Below are 18,730 nucleotides of genomic sequence, written 5' to 3' on the forward strand. Positions count from 1 at the left end.
CTTGGTCAGGTTTTGTCAACGAGATAGGCGCGATTAAGACACGCATTTAAAACGGTATCTATTTTAACGCGGTCACCAGGCCTCCTAACCCATCCGTTTGAACCAGGCGCATTGCCACCGCTCCAAATCAGAGTGTCGTGTGAACCGCGCTGTCTCAGAATCGGATGTACTGTGCCAAGCTTTGCACGATTGAGTGCTGCGGGTGAGATGCGTGCGACGGCTCGCCGATACACCTTGGCTCGCCAGCATCTCAAATCCTCCAATCGAAAAACTTGGGAACACCGTGGTTTTCCCCAGCGTCAGCGCGGTGTTTGTGATCAATCGCCCTGCACTCTCTTTTTGTCACAACTAACTTGTATGTACAAATATTGACTTTCAGGCTCTTTCGAGGTTGGATGTGAGACATGCGTATGACTCAAAGCTGTGGCTGAACGTCATGCTGGCCGAAGCGAAGCATAGATTAGGGGGAACTATGAAACATTTTGCTCGAGCACTTCTCTTGGCGTCAGCGGTGACACTTGGTGCACCGTCGTCCTTTGCCGACACTGCGGACGGAGACGCCCTGATTGGCAAGCCTTAGGAGGACGTCTTGGCGCTGGCGAAAGGCGGTACGGTCAATTGGTTCATGTGGGGCGGATCGGATTCCATCAACGCATATGTCAGCGAATGGGTCGGTGGTGTCCTGAGGGATGAGTACGACATCACGCTCAACCGGGTTGGCATCTCCGACACTGTCGAAGCCGTTAATATTGTTCTCGGCGAAAAGGAAGCTGGGGTCCTCGACAATGGTTCGGTCGATATGATCTGGATCAACGGCGAGAATTTCAAAACCGTGATGCAGGCGGATATGGCCTTTTGCGGCTACTTCGAGACTCTGCCCAACAACAGGCTGATCGACTGGGAAAACCCGTCCGTCGCAAATGACTTTGGTCTGCCGGTGAACGGGTGCGAGGCGCCCTGGACGCGCGGCAAAGGGTTCATCTATGCCTACGATCCGGGCGTGACACCAAATCCACCGCGCTCCATTCCCGAACTGATCGAATGGGTCAAAGAGAACCCGAGCGCTTTCACCTACACCGCTCCCCCGGACTTTCAGGGGTCGGCCTTTGTGCGGCACGTGTTTTACCATGCAGCCGGTGGTGTGGAGAATCTGATGGGTGATTTCGACCAGGCCAAGTTTGACGAGGTTGCCGAAAAAGCGTGGAAGATCCTCAACGACATGGAGCCGTATCTGTGGCGGGAAGGGAAAACCTATCCCACGAGCCAGGCGGCCTTGGACAACTTGCTGGCGAACCAGGAGATCGTCCTCTACCCCAACTACGATGCCGAAAATGTCGCCAGAGCGATCGCCGACGGCAAGTTTCCTGATTCAATGCGAACTTACATGATGAAGGATGGCGGGATCGCGAACACAAGCTACACGCTGATCCCGTTCAACTCGCCGAACAAGGCAGCGGCCATGGTCCTGCAGAATGTTCTGCTGTCAGGTGAAGCGCATTATCAAAAGGCGCTGCCGGAGGTGTGGGGATCCAATCCCGGCATCGAAATGGATCGCACGTCCGAAGAGATTCAGGCCAAGTTCAATGCGATCGAACGGCATCCATCCATGGATTCAGAAGTTGATCCGGATGGTGTGGGAACCCTGCCGGAACTGCCCGGCGCCTGGACAACGGCCATCGAAAAAGGCTGGCTTGAACACGTCGGCAAATAGGGCTCTCTCTTGAGTTACCGAGGTCCCTGCGACAGTAAGAACTGTTGCAGGGACTTTGCGTTGTCCGTCGCGAATTGCGCGGCGCGCAGGCGCAACCAGATGATCCGCCTGCGATTTACCGCAGCGTTCCGACCAGCCTCGAACCTTCCGCACCCCAGCACCCCACACACAATTCATGGGGCTCGGTACATCGGTTCGTGACCAAGACACGCGCGCCAAACAAACCTGTCCACGGAATGTCGCTTCACCCCCCTTCGCCAAATTATGCAAGGTTCGAGCGTGAAGGACCCGAAGGGCCGGCAACCAGTAAGCGACACCCAGCACACAAGGCGAGACAGCACCAAGCAGAACGCGCGGCCAAGCGACTAGTCGCAGATGTACAACCTTGGGGGGTGACACAGACAGGTCACATCCGCATGCTGAGAGCAATCAGATCAACCATGGGGACCCAGAATCATGTCATTCACACTCGACCGCCGCAGTTTTCTCGCCAGCACCGCAGGGTTTGTCGCTCTGCACCCCTTTTCCGCGAATGCGGCCACCAATCAGGCGCATTTGCGCATCATGGAAACGACCGACCTGCATGTGCACGTGTTCCCCTATGACTACTACGCTGACAAACCGCGCGATACCGTGGGACTGGCCCGTACCGCATCGCTGATCAAGGCGGTCCGCGATGAGGCTGCAAACTCACTGCTGATCGACAATGGTGACTTTTTGCAGGGCAATCCAATGGGCGATTACATCGCCTATGAACGGGGCATGAAAGACGGGGACACGCATCCCATCATCCAGGCGATGAACATGCTTGGCTATGATGCCTCGACCTTGGGCAACCATGAGTTCAATTACGGCCTCGATTTCCTGATGAAGTCACTGGCGGGCGCGGATTTCCCGGTGGTCAATGCCAACGTGGCTCTGGAGCTTGGCAGTGACCCGACCAAGGACAAGACTCTGATCCCGCCTTACGTCATCCTGGACCACAAAGTGACCGACGGGTCCGGCGCAGAGCAGCCGATCAAGGTCGGCCTTATCGGTTTCACGCCGCCGCAAGTCATGAATTGGGATCGGCGTCACCTGGAGGGCAAGGTGCAGGCGCGTGACATCCTTGAGACCGCCAAGGCCTATATCCCGCAGATGAAGGAAGAGGGGGCAGACATCATCGTCGTGCTCTCGCATTCGGGTATCGGGTCGGCGGATGCCAGTGACGGTATGGAAAACGCGTCCGTTCCCTTGGCGGGGCTCGACGGTGTGGATGCCATCCTGACCGGGCACAGCCACCTCGTGTTCCCGTCGCCCGGCTATGCTGATTTCGCGGGAGCGGATGTGGATGCGGGCACGCTGATGGGCACGCCTGCAACGATGGGCGGTTTCTGGGGCAGCCATATGGGTCTGATTGACCTGCTTGTCGAAAAAAGCGGCAATGAATGGCGTGTCGTGTCTGCAGTGTCCGAAGCGCGTCCTATCTCGAAACGCAACGAGGATCGCTCCACGTCGGCACTGGTCGAAAGTGATGCGACTGTTCTGGCGTCCGCGCAGGCCGAACATGACGAGACTCTGACCTATGTGCGCCGGGCCGTGGGCAAGACTGACGCGCCGCTGCACAGCTATTTTGCGCTGGTCGCGGACGATCCTTCGGTTCAGATCGTGTCCATCGCGCAGCTTTGGTACATCGAGCAGATGATGAAAGGGACAGAGCATGAAGGTCTGCCCATTCTGTCGGCCGCCGCCCCCTTCAAGGCCGGTGGGCGCGGGGGACCTGAGTATTTCACCGATGTTCCCAAAGGAGATGTAGCGATCAAGAATGTCTCTGATCTGTATCTCTATCCGAACACCGCACGCGCTGTGCGTGTGACAGGACAGCAGGTCAAGGACTGGCTGGAACGCTCTGCCGGAATCTTCAATCAGGTCACGCCCGGCGCGCAGGACGTTGTGCTGCTGAACCCGGAATTTCCGAGCTACAACTTCGATGTGATTGACGGCGTCGCGTACCAGATCGACCTGTCACAGCCCTCGAAATATGATCCAAAAGGCGTGTTGCTGGACGAGAATGCCAGCCGGATTGTCAACCTGACCTACAATGGCGCGCCGCTGGACATGAATGCGGAATTCATCATCGCAACAAATAACTACCGCGCCGGCGGCGGCGGCAGTTTCCCGGGGGCCAGCCCCGACACGACCGTCTTCGAGGGACCGGACACCAACCGCGATGTGATTGTGCGCTACATCGTCGAAAAGGGCACAATCAGCCCGCGTGCGGACAGCAACTGGTCATTTGCTCCGATGGAGGGCACGACTGTCCTCTTCGACACAGGGCCCGCCGCCAAAGCCTATCTTGATCAGGTCGACGCGGACATCGAAGCAGCCGGCGAAGGCCCGGACGGTTTTGCCCGCTTCCGTATCGCTTTGTGAGGAGAGACCGGTAACAGGGATTTCTCGGCGCTCAGGCTCTGAGCGGATTTAGAACAGCAAGCGGCCATTCTTGGAGTGACGTTGAGTGGCCGCCTTGCGCGCATCTGTGCGCACTCCTACCTCGAGACTGTGCTTTTTCAGCGTGTGAGGTTCGTGCTCAAAGCTCCCTGTAGGCTTTGGTTTAATAGTGTTCTTAGTGGGTATTGGTTCCGGATTTCGGGCGTGTTCCAAAGCCTCATAAAAATTTCCAATAGATCGTTGGCATCGGTGAAAACTTAGGCTGGAACCGGAACACATCCTCGCATACCCTAGCGATGCTTCGGGGTAAGTATCCAGGTCCGCGGAAAGCCGTCATCGGCAGCCCAATCAGAAACTGACACGCCTTTTTCGGTTGTCTCATGCTCGACCCAGCGGACCTGCGAGCCAGAAGTGAGAGATCCGATGACAAAATCCCTGAAACAACTCCGCCGTGACGCCAAAGCTCTGCGCAAAGCGCATCAGGAGGGCGAACTCCGCGCAGAACAACGCGTCGCCACCTATCGACCCCGGCCGGTTGGAACGGCCCTGAAATACGCCGACTACCTTCACGTCATTGCCCGAGAGAACAGTTTTCCCTCATGGCCCGCGCTTAAACTCGCCGCGGATATGTTCGGCATGGATATGGCGGCCAAGCGTCAGCGTTTGAAAATGGCGCTTTGCCATGGTCAGTTCACAGTCGCCGATCGATTGCTGGAAGATACGCCTGATCTTGCACAGGGCGACTTTGGGCTTTGCCTTGGTCTCTATCTCAAATCGGACGTGATCGAGGCGCTGAACGATGCACCGGACCGCGCAACGCAGCTCATCGGGAACCAAGCACCGCCTTTGACGGTCCTCGCAAGATCCAAGTGGATTCATCACAAACCCGATTTGACCGAAGACATGCTGCACATCGCGCGCGCGCTGCTCGAACACGGCGCAGATATCAACCTTGGCGCACTGATCTATGACGGGAACGACTACAGGCTTTCTCCACTCTACTTTGCCATCGGGCACGCCAACAACATGTCGCTGGGGCGTTGGATGCTGGAGAACGGCGCAGACCCGAATGACGGAGAAAGCCTTTATCACGCAACCGAGTTGGGCCATCATGACGGGTTGGAAATGCTGCTGTCCCATGGCGCCGATCCCAAGGGAACCAATGCGCTTTTGCGCGCGATGGACTTCCACGACACGGCGGCGGTTCAAATGCTGCTGGAGCACGGCGCGCGGGTTGATGAGTTTGATGGGACCCATGTGGGCGGCGAGGCGCCCTGGGTCGTTCCAGCGTTGCACCAGGCCGCGCGGCGGATGTCCAAGATGGATATGGTCGACCTGCTACTCGACAATGGTGCCGACCCCAATCGTCGTTATGAGGGCACAACGCCCTATGCCTACGCACGGGTGTTTGGACACCACGCTCTGGCTCAAAGACTTGCAGAAGCGGGCGCTGACACCACGCTCAGCGACATGGAAGCTCTGCTTGCCAGTGCCGCAGAGGGTGCCTCATCCGGCCTCATCGCGGTTCCAGAGAAGATACCTGAGGCATACCGCAACATCATCCGGATGATCCTGCACATCCCGGGCAAACTCGAGCACGTTCAACGTCTTGTTTCGATTGGCGTTGAATATGATCGACCGGATACCGAAGGGCTGACCCCGGTTCAGGTCGCCGGGTGGGAGGGCCTTCCCGAAGTGATGGCCTATTTCCTGTCCCTGAAACCTGATCTGACGCACATGAACAGCTATGGCGGCACGCTGTTGTCCACAATTCTGCATGGATCAGAGAACTGCCCACAGCGACATGAGCGGAACTACGTCGATTGCTTGCATCTTGCATTGGAGGAAGGCGTGCCGTTGCCGCGTCGGGCCATCGAACTTGCGGGTGAAGACGATATTGCAGAGTTCCTGTCAGACTGGGCCGAGCAACACCCCGATCAAGTTGTTGAAAGCGGTGTTGGCTAGGGCAATTCGCAAACTGGTTCGTCAAAGATCGGACCACATCTTAGCGGTTCTGGCGGTCCCCCGGTAATGTCGATCAGAAGCACGCGCAGCTTTTCGATGACTGCCGGAGGAGTGTCATTCATTCGGTCTCCTTCATCACGGCGCGCGAAGCGTTCACGCGGTCGGAAGAATACGCCCGTCACAGGGGCCAAAGCCGATGCGATACCCGTCGCCCATTGCCGCACCGTTCAACGAGAGGATATCGCCATCTTCGATAAAGCTCCGCTGTTCGCCTGTCTCCAGCGTGATCGGTTCTTTCCCACCCCAGCTGATTTCCAGAAACGAGCCGCGATTATCCTTTTCCGGTCCCGAAATCGTGCCAGAGCCAAGCAAGTCACCAACCCGCATCGGACAGCCGCAGCTTGTGTGATGCGCAAGCTGTTGGGCGGCCGAGTAATACATTTCTTTGTAATTGGTGCGCGCCACGATGGTCTCGCGACCGCCATCCGGTGTCAGGCCGACCTCAAGGTTGATGTCATAAAGCATGGGGCCGGTATCACGCAGGTAAGGCAGCAGTTCCTTTTCACGCGCGGGGGTGGATGCGCGGAATGGTTCGAGCGCGGCGGCGGTGACAATCCAGGGGCTGATCGTTGTGGCCGTTGCCTTGGCCTGAAACGGGCCAAGCGGCTGGTATTCCCACGCCTGAATGTCGCGCGCGGACCAGTCGTTCAGCAACACGTAGCCAAAGATATTGGCAAAGGCCGTATCGACGCTGATCGGGCCTGATGAGGGCTGGCCAATAATCGCTCCCATTTCCAACTCGATGTCGAACCGCTGGGATGGACCGAAACGCGGTGCGTCGTCATCTGGCCCTTTAAGTTGCCCGCAAGGGCGGGTGATTTCTGTGCCGGACACCACCACAGATGACGCACGTCCGTTATATCCGATCGGTATATGCAACCAGTTGGGCGGCAGAGCGTTTTCGGCCCCGCGGAACATCGTCCCTACATTTGTCGCGTGGTGCCTCCCGGCGTAAAAATCGGTGTATTCGATGACCTCGAACGGCATGTGCAGCGTCGCGTGCGATTGCGGAACAAGATGGGCCTCGACCACGGACCGGTTTGGCGCGCCGTCTTCCAGTAACGTGGTCAATTCTTGCCGCAAACGCGCCCAGCTGTCCTGTCCCAGTGCCATGAAGGCATTCCAGGAACTGCCGCTGAGGCTGCCGCCGAAAGAGAGCAAACCGTTCGCCTCCAGTGCGCTGACATCGAGGATCTGATCGCCGATTGCAACGCCGCATCTGGGGGCGGTGTCGCTGGTCGAAAACACGCCATAAGGTAGGTTGTTCAGCGGGAAAGGGGTCTCGGGGCTGTTGGCGCTCTCGACCCAGCTTTTCATTAGTTCACTCATCGGTGTTTCCTCAATTGGTGCTTGGCTTGCTCTGGGGGACGTCCATTTGATGGCCGACATCCCCGAGCAGCGATTTGATTTCGGTCAGAACCGCGGCATGGAACAGGCCCAAAACTCGAAAGACCGTCGCCTCAGGCGCGATAGGCTGGCAATGGCGCGCGGTCCTGCAACTCGATCATGCGGCGCAGCATGATTTCGGTGAGGGCGGCCCTCGTGCCATGCGCCTCAGGTACATCGTAAAGGTTATCCAGCTCGTCCGGATCGGCCTTCAGATCATAAAGCTCGCCCCAATCCTCACCCTGCCTGAGCGACATGCGATAACGGTCGGTCACCAGGGTGCGCACGCGCTGCGGACGCTCAAATCCCGTCATGATGCGCTGGCTGTCTTCCTCGACAACAATCGCTTCGGGGGCTTCGTCACCGAACATGTCGCGCCCCTGTATCCCGTTGAAAGGCTGGATGCCCGCACGCGCAAGGATCGTCGCAGAGATGTCGATGGAGGATGCCAGATCGGGTCGCCGCACCGAGGTCACGGGCCGTGTCGGATCATGCCACAGAAAGGGGACACGGATGATGCTTTGATAGTGCAGCAGCAGCTTTAGCATCAGACCATGATCGCCCATGTAATCGCCGTGATCAGAGGTGAAGATGACAATCGTATTGTCCGCCAGTCCCAGCGTTTCGAGCTGTTTCAGCACCCGACCAACCGCGTCATCGATCATCGTGATCATGCCATAGGTCAGCGCAATGATCGCGCGCGCCTCGTCTTCAGTCACGGCAAACGGATTTTGATTGTCACGCGGGTCCGTACCGTTCTCCATCGCGGCGTGCATGGCCTTGATGGGGGGAAGTGCTCCCTTCCCGAAAGACGCAGGGAGGCGGATCGCCTCGGGATCGTACATGTCCCAATATTTGCCCGGCGGGGTGAACGGATGGTGCGGGTCCGGAAAGGACATTTGCAAAAAGAACGGCGCATCCGATCTGGCTTGCTCGGCCAACCACGCCTCGGATCGGTCGGCGATCCAGGTTGTCGAATAGAGCTCTTCGGGAACTGCCGTCCGCCAGGCTTGCGGTGCGTCGATGCGATTGTCAGGGAGCGCATTTTCCGGGCCGACAAGCGTGTCGAAATCCGCGCGCTGTTCGCGTGCCCACAAAAGGTAGTCGCCAGAGGCCTGATCCGCATGGTCCGCCGCCACTTCGACATGGGAAAATCCGTAGAAATCGCCCTCCAGCCGATCGGCGAGGGGGCGGTCCCATTTGGGGGTCAGCTCAAGGTCATAGTCCGATGAGTGGCGGTTGTTCTTGTAGGCATCGCGCAGGTGTTCAGACGGTACGGTCAGCCCGTCCTTGGGCGCGAACTTGGTGGTGGCTGGCAGGCCCGTAAAGCTTTGAAGATGCGATTTGCCGATCAGCCCGGTCGAATACCCGGCGTCGCGCAGAAGTTCGACAAAGGTCGTATGGTCCTTGGACAGAGGAATGCCGTTGTGCCGCGCGCCATGTGCCGAACACATCCGACCCGTCATGATCGACGCCCGGTTGGGCATGCAGATGGGGTTGGCCACATAAAACCGGTCCCATTGCGTGCCCTTTTCCGCCAGGCTGTCGATATGCGGCGTCTTCACGACCGGGTTGCCATAACAGCCCAGATGATCTGCCCTGTGCTGATCGGTGATGATGAAGAGGAAGTTGGGGCGATCTGTCATGTGACCGCTCCTTTATCCGGGCTGATGGGCCGCGCGGCGCGCAGATCGAACAGGATCAGCGCAATGCCCACGGCGATGGCCGGCAGGTGGATCATCGGTGCCGTCGCCAGACAGGTGAAGGCAATGCCGAAGCGCAGCACAATCTCGGGCAGGGACAGCTTGCGTCGGTCAAAGCCAGACAAGGCCGAAGAAAAGAGCCAGATACAGAAACATGTCCGCGCCACGATCCAAAGGAACGGGAACAGGCTGAATTCCTCGATGATCAGGATCGTCGGGTAGAAGGCGAAGATGAAAGGAATGATGAACTTGGCCATGCCCAGCCGGAACGACATGAACGCGGTCATCAACGGGTTTGCCCCGGCGATGGGGGCCGCCGCATATGCCGCAATGGCCACCGGCGGTGTGAGGGACGAGGCCACGCCATAGTAAAAGACGAACATGTGGGCCGTCAGCATCGAAACCCCCAGGGCCTGAATCGCCGGCCCCATCACCAGAATGATGATCAGGTATGCAGGCAATGTCGGCATGCCCATACCCAGAACCAACGCGCCAGCCATGGCAACTAGAAGTGCCGAGAACAGGCTTTCCCCGCGGATGTCCGCAATGACATTGGCCAGTTTCAAGCCGAGACCCGTGGAGTCGAGTGAGCCGACGAGAATGCCGATTGCAGCAATCGCGATCAAGAGCGTCGCACCGGACTCTGCCCCTTTCAAAAAGGAGCGCCACAAGCGCATCGGGTCATTCCGGACCTCGGCGTTGACGATGGACAGTGCCAAAAGCACCACAACCGCATAGAAACCCGCCGCCGATGTAGACAGCCCGGCAAGAAGCGAGCCGATGACCACGGCAATGGGCCCTGCAAACATCACGGAATTGATGATGTCCGTGCGCGTGATGCGGTCGTCCATGGTCAGAGGTTGGACTTCGATGCCCTGCCGCCGCGCTTCGACCGTGACAGCCGAGAACAGGCTGAAATAATAAAACAGCGCCGGGAAAAGGGCTGCGACGATGATATTCAGGTATCCAACCCCGGTGAGGTCGGCCATGACAAGGGCTGCAGCGCCCATAATGGGCGGCATGATTTGCCCGCCCGAAGACGCGGTCGCCTCGATTCCGGCGGCAAACGTGGGTGAAAAGCCGCGTTTCTTGATCATCGGAATGGTGAAGGTTCCGGTGCCGACAATGTTGGCAACCGTCGAGCCGGACATCGTGCCAAACATGGACGAGGCGAGGATCGCTGCATGCGCCGGGCCACCACGTGTGCGTCGGGTGGCGAGAAAGGCGAATTTCAACAGGGTATCACCCGCGCCCGTGCCCTCAAGCAACACACCGAAAATGATGAAAATGAAAACCGTGCTCAGAACGATATTGGTGATTGAGCCGAAGACGCCCTTGTTTGTGTTATACCACAGCGCCTCGGCGACCTCTTTCAGTGAAAAGCCGGAATGCGCCATGATGCCCGGCAGGTTTTGCCCAAAGAGCAGGTACAAAACGCCAAAGGTTCCGACCCCAAACAGCCCCCAGCCCCAAAGCCTTCGGCACAATTCCAGAAAGACAACGAGGCCGGCAAGTGACGGCCAGGCATCCCGCGTCGTCACGTCATACAGTGCCGTTTCCATTTCGGTCTGCACAAAATGGAACGACCAGATCGACCAAAACCCGGCCAAGAGCAGAACCGTATCAACAGCAAGCTGAACCGCGCCCAATGGCTTGCCAGCGGCAAGGCGGCGTCTTTGCGAGGCCACGATGCCGACAACAAGCGCCAGCGCGAAACCTCCGGCCCGGTGGAATTTGGGATCAATCAGTCCAACGCCCGAACTGTATAGGGTGATCATTCCCAGGGCGAGGCAAGCAAAGGCGGACGCCAGCGCAAACACGCGGGTTGGGACGCTGGCAGGTGAGGCCGCATCGGTCATGACGGTGTCTTTCTGTTGAGATGAGAGAAACAGAGGCGCTAGTAGTGCGCCTCTGTCAGGCGGATTGCCTTCAGGAGCCCGGACGCAGTGCGTCGGGGATCGAGAATCCGGCCTCTTCGTAGTAGCGGATGGCCCCGGGGTGCAGAGGGACATTGACCGAGGTGAATGCGCTCTCGGGCGTCACTTCCTTGAGGAAGAAAGCCGTGGCGTGCACCTCATCGAGATTCTCCCAAAATGCCTTGGTCGCGGCATAAACGATGTCATCAGAGACGCCCGCATGGGTGCCCACGAACTGCGTGAACCCCAGTGCTGTGATCTCGCCCCCTGTCAACTGACCCTTGTAGACGCCGCCGTCAAAGGTCATCATCCCGCGTCCCGGACGTCCGAAAAGTGCCTGCATTTCCTGATCTTCGACCTTGTCGCCTGGGATCGACAACACGCGAAACTCGCCCGACAGACCAAAGCGTTCGATGTTGGCAGACCCGATTTCGGCGGGGCGCACCATCATGTCGATCTTGCCGTCCGCGAGGGCCGCATAGCCCTCGCCCCAGCTCAGTCGGACTGCCTGATAGTCTTCGCCAGCCACATAGCCGGTGATAATCTTGATCAGCGCCTCAGAGGTCGCCGAAGCCGATCCCGCCGGTGGACCCGTAAAGACGGTCTTGCCCTTGATGTCTTCCCAGTTTTCGATGCCTGATCCGGCCAGTGTGACCGGGTGATAGGCGCCTGCCTTGAAGCCCAGAACTGCGCGGATGTTCTTGGCCAGTTCGGGCGCGCCCTCGACCTTTTCATACATGCGCTTTTGACCTGCCATGAGGTTCACAAGCGATGGCACGCTTGAGAAAAAGGCGATCTCTCCCTTGGCCCCTTTCAGCATGGATTTTGTCAGCGTTTGACCGGCGTTGACCTGAATTTCAACGTCCGACTTGCCTGCCTGGTTGGCAAAGGCCACGAACATGGTGTGAACGGGATCGCCCACGCCTGCTGTCTCACCCTTGAAAATCTCGGCCGAGCCGAGTGATGGCATGGCAATCGCGACCGAAGCTGCGACGGCCAACCGCTTTAGATTTATCATTTTCACGACGAAGTCCTCCCTCTTGTCGAGAATAGCTTAACAAGTGCATTTCATCGCGTATAATCAAAATTGAACGATCAATCATAACGAAATGATATGAAACTAGATCCACGGCACCTCGCGCAACTCTCTCTTATTGTCGAAACCGGTTCGTTTCAGGGGGCGGCGGACCGGTTGGCGCTGACACAACCAGCGCTCAGCCGGAACATGCGTGCGTTGGAGGATCGTCTGGGTGCCCCGATCTTTGTCCGGGACGGGCGCAGGTCGGTGCCCAATGATCTGGGTCTCCATCTCGCCCGCAATGGACTCGCCATCCGCGTGGCGGAAGAACAGGCCGAAAACCTCGCATCGCTCGCGGCGGGGGGCTCTGCCGGTCAATTGCGGATTGGTGCGCCGCCCATTGTTTCGGGTCGATTTCTGACGGATACGCTTTCGGACTTCCTCACCATGCATCCAAAATGCGTCGTCGAACTGCGCACCGGCCTTGTGAACGAGTTGCGCAGCATGCTCGAACGGGGTCAGGTCGACATGGTGTTCGGCCCGCAAAGCGCGGCTGACCCGGTGGCCGAGCTGGACTTTGTTCCGCTGATTGATGACCGCGTTGCCATCATTTGCCGGGCCGACCATCCGCTGACCAGGGCCGTTCCCCTGAAGCCTTCTGACCTGATGCAACATCGCTGGTTGGCCCATTCCCGTGGCAGCCTTTTGCGCCAACAGACCGAGGCCGCCATGATTGCATCCGGCGTGCATCACATGCGCATCGCTTGTGAAACAGACTCGATCCGTTCCGCGCTGGAAATCGTGGCCTCGACAGACCTGATCTCGACCATGCCGGTCGCCACAACCGGCCCCTATCTCGAGGACAAGCTGGTCTTTCTCCAATATGAGAATTCGCAGTTTCACCGACCACTTGGCGCCATCCAGCGCGCCAATATGCCAACCAATCCGGTTGTGAAAACCTTTCTGGCGTTGCTCAAGGCAAGAGTCGCGGTGTCCTGAGCAAAGATGCCAATGTGGGGAGGGAGATGACTGTCGGCGCTCAGTCCGCGCTTTCCCAAAAGTCGCTTGGCATATCGTGCAGCAGCTCTGCCGCCTTGTCATCGATCCAGTCGTGGCGATCATCTTTTGACCACGACGCCGCATCTTCAATGTGGTGCAACATCTCGACGGCCTTGGCGCGCGCATGCTTGTATTTCATGTCGTCAATGCGGCCATTGGGGACAATCGCATAGACAAACGTCCCACCCATCGCGCTTGCCAGTTGTTCCATCTGCTTGAGCGAAACAGCCCCTTCCTGCTCGCTGCGCTCTGCCTGGTACACCGCATTTCGGCTGACACCCTTGCGCTGCGCCACATATTCCGCCGACATCCCAAGGGCTTGGCGCATACCTGCGATCCAGCCCTTTCGCGGCGCTTCAACCTCAGCAAACTGCTTTGCCGCCCGATCAAGCAATCGGGTGAGACGTCTTTGTTCCATGAAGTCGGGCATTTTGGGTGCTCGCCGGTCATTTATGTATGGGTTTACCTACCATATCGAAAATAAAAAAATTCGCAAACAGAAAAAAATGCATAGAAATACTTCAAATCTACGTCAAGATATGTTAGATAATTGGTGAAAGGCTGAATATGTACGAACTTCTTACTTCTTCGGGCAACTTTCCGTTTTCCATCGCGCTTGCGGTCGTGGCGGGCTTGTTCGTTCTCGAAATAATTACTGCGCTGCTTGGCGGATCAATCCTTGGTGTCGGAACAGATGCCCCGGACATTGATGTCGATATGGATTTTGATTTTTCAGCAGAAATCGACGCCGGAGCCGATCTGGCTGATGGCTTTGACAGCGTGGATATGCCGGAAACCGAGGTCTCCTCCGGGGGGATCTTTACATGGATTGGCGCCCGCGACGTGCCCATCCTGATCTGGCTGGTTTCCTTTTTGACGATGTTCGGTCTGTCCGGCCTTATCCTGCAATCTGCGATGCAGAGCACCCTGGGCTTTCAATTGCCCGCGCTCATCGCGAGCGCAATTGCCTTTGTCCCTGCCTTGGCCGTGACACGCGTCATTGCAAACTGGGTGGCGCTGCTGATGCCAAAGACGCAGACGACTGCGCTGCGGGCCCGCAATCTTGGCGGATATCACGGGACGATCACCCAAGGTACGGCCTCGCGCGGCAAACCTGCCGAGGTGAAGATCAAGGACAGACACGGCAATATTCATTACTTGCGGGTCGAACCACTGCATGATGATGACAGCTTTGCGCAAGGCACTGATGTCACCCTGATCCGTAAGCGCGGCGACAAGTTCTTTGTGATCTGACGCCTGTTTTCTGACCACTGTACTATGTAATAATTCAAGGAGACTCCCAATGGATCTGATTTCCATCGTAACTGTTGCTGCTGTCATTGTAGGCCTTCTGGTCTTTATCGGCCTGATCATGGCTCGCCTTTACAAGCGGGCGACGCGTGAAACCAGCTTGGTGAAAACCGGGTCGGGCGGGCGCAAGGTCATCATGGATGGGGGGACGATTGTCGTGCCTTTCCTGCATGAGATTTCCAAGGTGAACATGAAAACGCTGCGCCTCGAAGTGTCGCGCGTGAACGAACAGTCCCTGATCACCAAAGACCGGATGCGCGTTGATGTGGGCGTGGAATTCTACGTCTCGGTAAATGCGACCGAAGATGGGATTTCCCGTGCGGCCCAAACGCTTGGCGATCGCACCTTTCATGTCGATCAATTGCGCGAGATGATCGAGGGTAAGCTGGTCGATGGTCTGCGCGCCGTGGCTGCCCAGATGACAATGGACGAGTTGCATGAGAACCGCGCCAGCTTTGTTCAGGAAGTGCAAAATGCGATCTCGGAAGATCTGTTGAAAAACGGGTTGGAGCTGGAGGCAGTTTCATTGACGGCATTGGACCAGACGCCATTTGAATCTTTGGATGAAAACAACGCCTTTAACGCGGTCGGTATGCAGAAACTGGCCGCCGTGATTGCGACATCACGCAAGGAACGGGCCGAGATCACCGCCGAGGCGGATGTCTCTGTCGCGCAGTCCGAGATGGAGGCCGAAAAGCGGAAATACCAGATCGAGCGCGAGCAGAAGCAGGCCGAGATCAAGCAAATCGAGGAAATCCAAACCCTGCAGGCCCAGCAGGAAGCACAGATCGCGCGCAATCAGGAAGCGTCCGACCGTGCCAAAGACGAGGCGCGTATTGAGCGCGAAAAGGCGGTGCGCGAGGCCGAGATTGCCCGCGAGCGTTCCATTCGCGAGGCCGAAATCGCCAAGGAACGCGAATTGGAGGTCGCTGATCAAGAACGTCAGATCATCGTGGCCCGCAAATCCGAAGAGGAAAGCCAGGCCCGCGCATCTGCCGACAACGCCCGCGCCGAGGCCAAGAAAGCGTCCGAAGCCATCGAAACGGCCCGCGCCGTTGCCGAGGCCGAGCGTATCAAACGGATCGCCCTGATCGAGGCCGAAAAAGAGGCCGAGCGCCAAGCCACAGCCATTCGTCTGTCTGCGCAGGCGGAAAAAGATGCAGCAAGTGACTATGCCGCCGCCAAGATGGAAGAGGCGCAAGCCGATGCCAACGCCATCACCGTGCGCGCTGAGGCCAAGAAAGCGGACATGCTTGCAACCGCCGAGGGTCAGACGGCTATCGCGAATTCCGAGAACGAGCTGAGCGCCGAGATTGTGGCCATGAAGATCCGGCTTGCCCAGTTGGAAGCGATGCCAGCGATCATTGCCGAAATGGTCAAACCTGCTGAGAAGATCGACTCGATCAAGATCCATCAGGTGACTGGCATGGGCGGTATGGGCGGCTCTGATAAAGGTGGATCGGGTGGAACTCCGGTGAACCAGGCCCTGGACTCGGTCCTTGGCATGGCTCTTCAGATGCCCGCCATGCAGGCGCTTGGCAAAGAGCTGGGCGTGAGCCTCGAAAACGGTCTGAGCGGCGTCGTGAATGACGTGATGGATGTTCCCCCGGCCAATGACGACAGCGAAACACCTGCCGCTGATACGAAAGACGCCTAAGGCGGAAACGCCGTGCCCCGCTGTCGAAAGGCGGGGCAGATGTCAAAAGGATTGCAGTGGCTCTTACGAAAGTGAGGGCCATTTTTCCTTTTGGGTCCGGGGGTTTTGACCTTGTGAGCATTGGTGTGTGTCAAGACTTTCACATTCAGCCAAAGTAGGTTTCTGATCGGTAACTGGTGCACCGTCACCACACTGATTTACAGGGCGGAGACTCCGACGACATCGGGATGCAGCCACATAAGCGCTGCGAACACTGCGAGGCCAACAGCAAGGCGCAGTGCAAAGCCACTCCAGGACGTGGGCCTTGCCATCAACGGCGCATTGGCAACCGCGCTATTCAGATCATTCCACACATCGTCACCCATTTCACGGCGCTTGCGGCGGTTGATCAGACCGCGACCCAAAAGGGCAAAACCGCCCAGAACACCAAACAGCAGGACATGCGCCACATTCCCATTTGGTAACAGATGCAGCCCCGCCCAGATCGCGAGAGCGGCCAGAACGGGATGGCGAAAGACCCGGACGATACCCGGATGGGCGGGATCAAAGCTTTGGTTACGTGCGCCGCCAAAGGAAAACCGGTTGGGGCGGCCAAGGCTGAAAGCAAGGATGAGACAAGCCCCGAACATGCCCAGATGCACGGCATGGCGATGCCAGGGCATTTGCGCCCACAGCTCGACATATGGCGCGTGCCCGGCCACCCAGATCAGCAGTGCCAGCAAGCCAAGCGACAGGGTGGAATAGCCCACAGCAAAGCCGCGCTGACCGAACCGGGCCACCATCCGCGCCTTGATGGCAGGACGCACAGGCACCGAATGCGTGAGGAAAAACGCGACAAAGACCGCGGCGAACCCTGCCCACGTCATTCGGTGGCCTTACGTTTGGGCCGACACAAGGCCGGTCCGTACGCCAACAAGAACCCGGCAAAGGCTGCCAACCACAGAATACCAGCGAAATGGCTTGCTTCCGGCCAAACGGATGTGAACAGCCGCGCAAGGGTCGCTCCGATCACGCATAGAAAAATCGCGACAGTCGCGCGGTCCGCGGCCACTTCGCGCCCCGTATGTCCGAGGGTCGCGCGTGTCATCACCGCAAGTGTCATGGTTCCGATGGCTCCGGCCATCCACAGGTGTTGCGCGCCAGCGGTGCCCGGGCTGCCCATGACCTGATCCAAACCAAGCGCAAATGCACCCAAGGGCAGGAACGCATAGGCGACATGCAGCACCCAGACCAGCGGCTCGGCCAACGTGCGATGACCCTGCCAGCGCAGGAGCCGCGCAAGGTGCAGGGAGCCCATCGCGAGCAACCCGGCACCGGTCATCTTGGCGAATGGCTGCAGCACCCAGAGCGCCAGAATGGCGATGCTGAACAGAAGTACCAGCTTGTCAAAGCCCTGCATCGACGGTGCGGGCCGCGCGGCCTTGTCCATGCGCGCCAGCCAGTTTCGGGTGAATGAGGGAATGATCCGCCCGCCGATCACGGAGATCATCATGATGGCCGTCGCAACGCCCAACCGCAGCCCGTAACCTTGCGCAGCATAACCGCCGCTCAGCGCCTCCAGATGGAACAACCCATTGGCCAGCGTGAACATGGCCAACAGTGCCAGAACGACCAGATTGCGCCAGTTCTTTCCCGCCACGATCTCGCGCAGGATCACCACGCCAAGGACCAGCGGAAAGGCGAGGTCGAGCGCAGGCATCACAGCGAAAGGCAGTATCGCTGAGAACAGAACAGCAATTCGCCCGGCGATCCAAAGCGCAAGAAGGGCAGCCAGCGGCCAGCCAACCATCGGCAATCGCCCGGTCCAGTTCGGCACAGCCGTCAGCAGAAACCCCGCCAGAACGGCCCCAAGATAGCCAAACAGAAACTCATGCGCATGCCATGACCCACGATCGAAATGCGTGGGCAGGTTGATGGCGTCAACGAGACTCGCCAACCACAAAAGCATCGCGACAACCGCCCACATCGCGCCAAACAGGAAGAACGGGCGGAACCCGAAACTGAAAAGCGCAGGCCCCGTCCAGGCACGTATTTGATCTGCCGATGAAAGGGCCATCAGGTATCTCCGTTGCCCGCGCGCATGCGGTTTTCAATGGTGTCGATCACGCACCGCTCCTCCATCTGCGACATCCATCAGTTGACGGATGTGCCGTGCAAAATACCATGTCGCGGGAAGCCCGATGATGCAGCCCAGAGCAATTGACAGGTTGGTTGACAGGACAGGGCCGCCGATCCAGCTCAGGATCAGTGAGGCAAAGAACACGTTCACCGCGGCCGCCCCGGCTCCGAACGGATAAAGGGTCAGGGCAATGCGGCGCGTTGACCACCCGGCGCGCATCATCTGCGCGACACCAGCCAGTGCACCAGCGCCATGGACGCCACCAAGCCAAGACAGGCCACGGCGTACCAGAATTCAGCCGTGGCGGATTGCGCCTGCGGGATGGGCCGGTTGTATGCCTCGGCGAGTGCGGGCGATGCGACCAGCAGGGCCAAAAGGGTGGTTGAAACGCGCAT

At 58.3% G+C, this 18,730-nt stretch carries 16 protein-coding genes; 6 read left to right on the forward strand and 10 right to left on the reverse strand.

Features of this window, described 5'->3' with window-relative positions; translation table 11 throughout:
- Window positions 1–589: 589 nt before the first annotated feature.
- From Q1A89_RS02745 to Q1A89_RS02755, 3 genes are all read left to right on the forward strand, one after another.
- Window positions 590–1,711, forward strand: coding sequence for an ABC transporter substrate-binding protein (locus Q1A89_RS02745; protein ID WP_299723398.1), 1,122 nt, complete (start codon window positions 590–592; stop codon window positions 1,709–1,711).
- Window positions 1,712–2,167: 456 nt separating this feature from the next.
- Window positions 2,168–4,123, forward strand: coding sequence for a bifunctional 2',3'-cyclic-nucleotide 2'-phosphodiesterase/3'-nucleotidase (locus Q1A89_RS02750; RefSeq protein ID WP_299723401.1), 1,956 nt, complete (start codon window positions 2,168–2,170; stop codon window positions 4,121–4,123).
- A 441-nt stretch (window positions 4,124–4,564) separates the two neighbouring features.
- Window positions 4,565–6,106 (forward strand): ankyrin repeat domain-containing protein, encoded by a 1,542-nt coding sequence (locus tag Q1A89_RS02755; protein ID WP_299723404.1) that lies wholly within the window; start codon window positions 4,565–4,567, stop codon window positions 6,104–6,106.
- On the opposite strand, the gene Q1A89_RS02760 is transcribed toward Q1A89_RS02755, so the two are convergent.
- The 5 genes from Q1A89_RS02760 to Q1A89_RS02780 form a co-directional block, all read right to left on the reverse strand.
- Entirely contained in the window at window positions 6,103–6,228 is a 126-nt protein-coding gene (locus Q1A89_RS02760; protein WP_299723407.1) for a hypothetical protein, read from the reverse strand. The genes Q1A89_RS02755 and Q1A89_RS02760 overlap by 4 nt on opposite strands.
- A 31-nt stretch (window positions 6,229–6,259) precedes the next feature.
- A complete protein-coding gene (gene fahA / locus Q1A89_RS02765) occupies window positions 6,260–7,495 on the reverse strand; it encodes a fumarylacetoacetase (RefSeq protein WP_299723410.1) in 1,236 nt (411 codons plus the stop codon).
- Window positions 7,496–7,626: 131 nt separating this feature from the next.
- Window positions 7,627–9,198 (reverse strand): sulfatase-like hydrolase/transferase, encoded by a 1,572-nt coding sequence (locus Q1A89_RS02770; protein WP_299723413.1) that lies wholly within the window; start codon window positions 9,196–9,198, stop codon window positions 7,627–7,629.
- On the reverse strand, window positions 9,195–11,114 hold the full coding sequence (locus Q1A89_RS02775) for a TRAP transporter fused permease subunit (protein ID WP_299723416.1): 1,920 nt from the start codon (window positions 11,112–11,114) through the stop codon (window positions 9,195–9,197). The genes Q1A89_RS02770 and Q1A89_RS02775 overlap by 4 nt, the downstream gene beginning before the upstream one ends.
- Window positions 11,115–11,184: 70 nt before the next feature.
- Window positions 11,185–12,189, reverse strand: coding sequence for a TAXI family TRAP transporter solute-binding subunit (locus Q1A89_RS02780; protein ID WP_299726054.1), 1,005 nt, complete (start codon window positions 12,187–12,189; stop codon window positions 11,185–11,187).
- 96 nt (window positions 12,190–12,285) lie between these two features.
- On the opposite strand from Q1A89_RS02780, the gene Q1A89_RS02785 reads away from it, so the two are divergent.
- Window positions 12,286–13,188, forward strand: a complete 903-nt coding sequence (locus Q1A89_RS02785; RefSeq protein WP_299723419.1) for a LysR family transcriptional regulator — start codon at window positions 12,286–12,288, stop codon at window positions 13,186–13,188.
- 40 nt (window positions 13,189–13,228) lie between these two features.
- On the opposite strand, the gene Q1A89_RS02790 is transcribed toward Q1A89_RS02785, so the two are convergent.
- Window positions 13,229–13,666: a helix-turn-helix domain-containing protein gene (locus Q1A89_RS02790; RefSeq protein ID WP_299723422.1), complete on the reverse strand. Its 438-nt coding sequence runs from the start codon at window positions 13,664–13,666 to the stop codon at window positions 13,229–13,231.
- Between the two features lie 149 nt (window positions 13,667–13,815).
- On the opposite strand from Q1A89_RS02790, the gene Q1A89_RS02795 reads away from it, so the two are divergent.
- Together Q1A89_RS02795 and Q1A89_RS02800 are read left to right on the forward strand one after the other, a co-directional pair.
- The gene (locus Q1A89_RS02795) at window positions 13,816–14,502 is read left to right on the forward strand and encodes a YqiJ family protein (RefSeq protein WP_299723425.1); all 687 of its coding nucleotides are present in this window, start codon (window positions 13,816–13,818) and stop codon (window positions 14,500–14,502) included.
- Window positions 14,503–14,551: 49 nt separating this feature from the next.
- Entirely contained in the window at window positions 14,552–16,216 is a 1,665-nt protein-coding gene (locus Q1A89_RS02800; RefSeq protein WP_299723428.1) for a flotillin domain-containing protein, read from the forward strand.
- A 197-nt stretch (window positions 16,217–16,413) separates the two neighbouring features.
- Here Q1A89_RS02800 and Q1A89_RS02805 read toward each other — a convergent pair whose 3' ends face one another.
- From Q1A89_RS02805 to Q1A89_RS02820, 4 genes are read right to left on the reverse strand one after another with little or no spacing between them, the layout of a single operon-like run.
- Window positions 16,414–17,082, reverse strand: coding sequence for an NnrU family protein (locus Q1A89_RS02805; protein WP_299723431.1), 669 nt, complete (start codon window positions 17,080–17,082; stop codon window positions 16,414–16,416).
- The gene (locus tag Q1A89_RS02810) at window positions 17,079–18,272 is read right to left on the reverse strand and encodes an NnrS family protein (RefSeq protein WP_299723434.1); all 1,194 of its coding nucleotides are present in this window, start codon (window positions 18,270–18,272) and stop codon (window positions 17,079–17,081) included. The genes Q1A89_RS02805 and Q1A89_RS02810 overlap by 4 nt, the downstream gene beginning before the upstream one ends.
- 33 nt (window positions 18,273–18,305) lie before the next feature.
- Window positions 18,306–18,557: an NnrT protein gene (locus tag Q1A89_RS02815; RefSeq protein ID WP_299723437.1), complete on the reverse strand. Its 252-nt coding sequence runs from the start codon at window positions 18,555–18,557 to the stop codon at window positions 18,306–18,308.
- Window positions 18,554–18,730 (reverse strand): hypothetical protein, encoded by a 177-nt coding sequence (locus Q1A89_RS02820; RefSeq protein WP_299723439.1) that lies wholly within the window; start codon window positions 18,728–18,730, stop codon window positions 18,554–18,556. Before Q1A89_RS02820 ends, Q1A89_RS02815 begins: the two co-directional genes overlap by 4 nt.

Source organism: uncultured Tateyamaria sp. (genome assembly GCF_947503045.1).
In the GTDB taxonomy this organism is placed as follows: Bacteria; Pseudomonadota; Alphaproteobacteria; order Rhodobacterales; family Rhodobacteraceae; genus Tateyamaria.

Excerpts from the sequence above, each read along its gene's own strand:
- Q1A89_RS02780 (WP_299726054.1), bottom strand. The coding sequence starts at position 12,189 with ATGATAAATCTAAAGCGGTTGGCCGTCGCAGCTTCGGTCGCGATTGCC.
- Q1A89_RS02805 (WP_299723431.1), bottom strand. The coding sequence starts at position 17,082 with ATGACGTGGGCAGGGTTCGCCGCGGTCTTTGTCGCGTTTTTCCTCACG.
- Q1A89_RS02775 (WP_299723416.1), bottom strand. The coding sequence starts at position 11,114 with ATGACCGATGCGGCCTCACCTGCCAGCGTCCCAACCCGCGTGTTTGCG.
- Q1A89_RS02790 (WP_299723422.1), bottom strand. The coding sequence starts at position 13,666 with ATGGAACAAAGACGTCTCACCCGATTGCTTGATCGGGCGGCAAAGCAG.
- Q1A89_RS02795 (WP_299723425.1), top strand. The coding sequence starts at position 13,816 with ATGTACGAACTTCTTACTTCTTCGGGCAACTTTCCGTTTTCCATCGCG.
- fahA (WP_299723410.1), bottom strand. The coding sequence starts at position 7,495 with ATGAGTGAACTAATGAAAAGCTGGGTCGAGAGCGCCAACAGCCCCGAG.
- Q1A89_RS02760 (WP_299723407.1), bottom strand. The coding sequence starts at position 6,228 with ATGAATGACACTCCTCCGGCAGTCATCGAAAAGCTGCGCGTGCTTCTG.
- Q1A89_RS02755 (WP_299723404.1), top strand. The coding sequence starts at position 4,565 with ATGACAAAATCCCTGAAACAACTCCGCCGTGACGCCAAAGCTCTGCGC.
- Q1A89_RS02820 (WP_299723439.1), bottom strand. The coding sequence starts at position 18,730 with ATGCGCGTTTCAACCACCCTTTTGGCCCTGCTGGTCGCATCGCCCGCA.
- Q1A89_RS02785 (WP_299723419.1), top strand. The coding sequence starts at position 12,286 with ATGAAACTAGATCCACGGCACCTCGCGCAACTCTCTCTTATTGTCGAA.
- Q1A89_RS02815 (WP_299723437.1), bottom strand. The coding sequence starts at position 18,557 with ATGATGCGCGCCGGGTGGTCAACGCGCCGCATTGCCCTGACCCTTTAT.
- Q1A89_RS02750 (WP_299723401.1), top strand. The coding sequence starts at position 2,168 with ATGTCATTCACACTCGACCGCCGCAGTTTTCTCGCCAGCACCGCAGGG.
- Q1A89_RS02770 (WP_299723413.1), bottom strand. The coding sequence starts at position 9,198 with ATGACAGATCGCCCCAACTTCCTCTTCATCATCACCGATCAGCACAGG.
- Q1A89_RS02810 (WP_299723434.1), bottom strand. The coding sequence starts at position 18,272 with ATGGCCCTTTCATCGGCAGATCAAATACGTGCCTGGACGGGGCCTGCG.
- Q1A89_RS02800 (WP_299723428.1), top strand. The coding sequence starts at position 14,552 with ATGGATCTGATTTCCATCGTAACTGTTGCTGCTGTCATTGTAGGCCTT.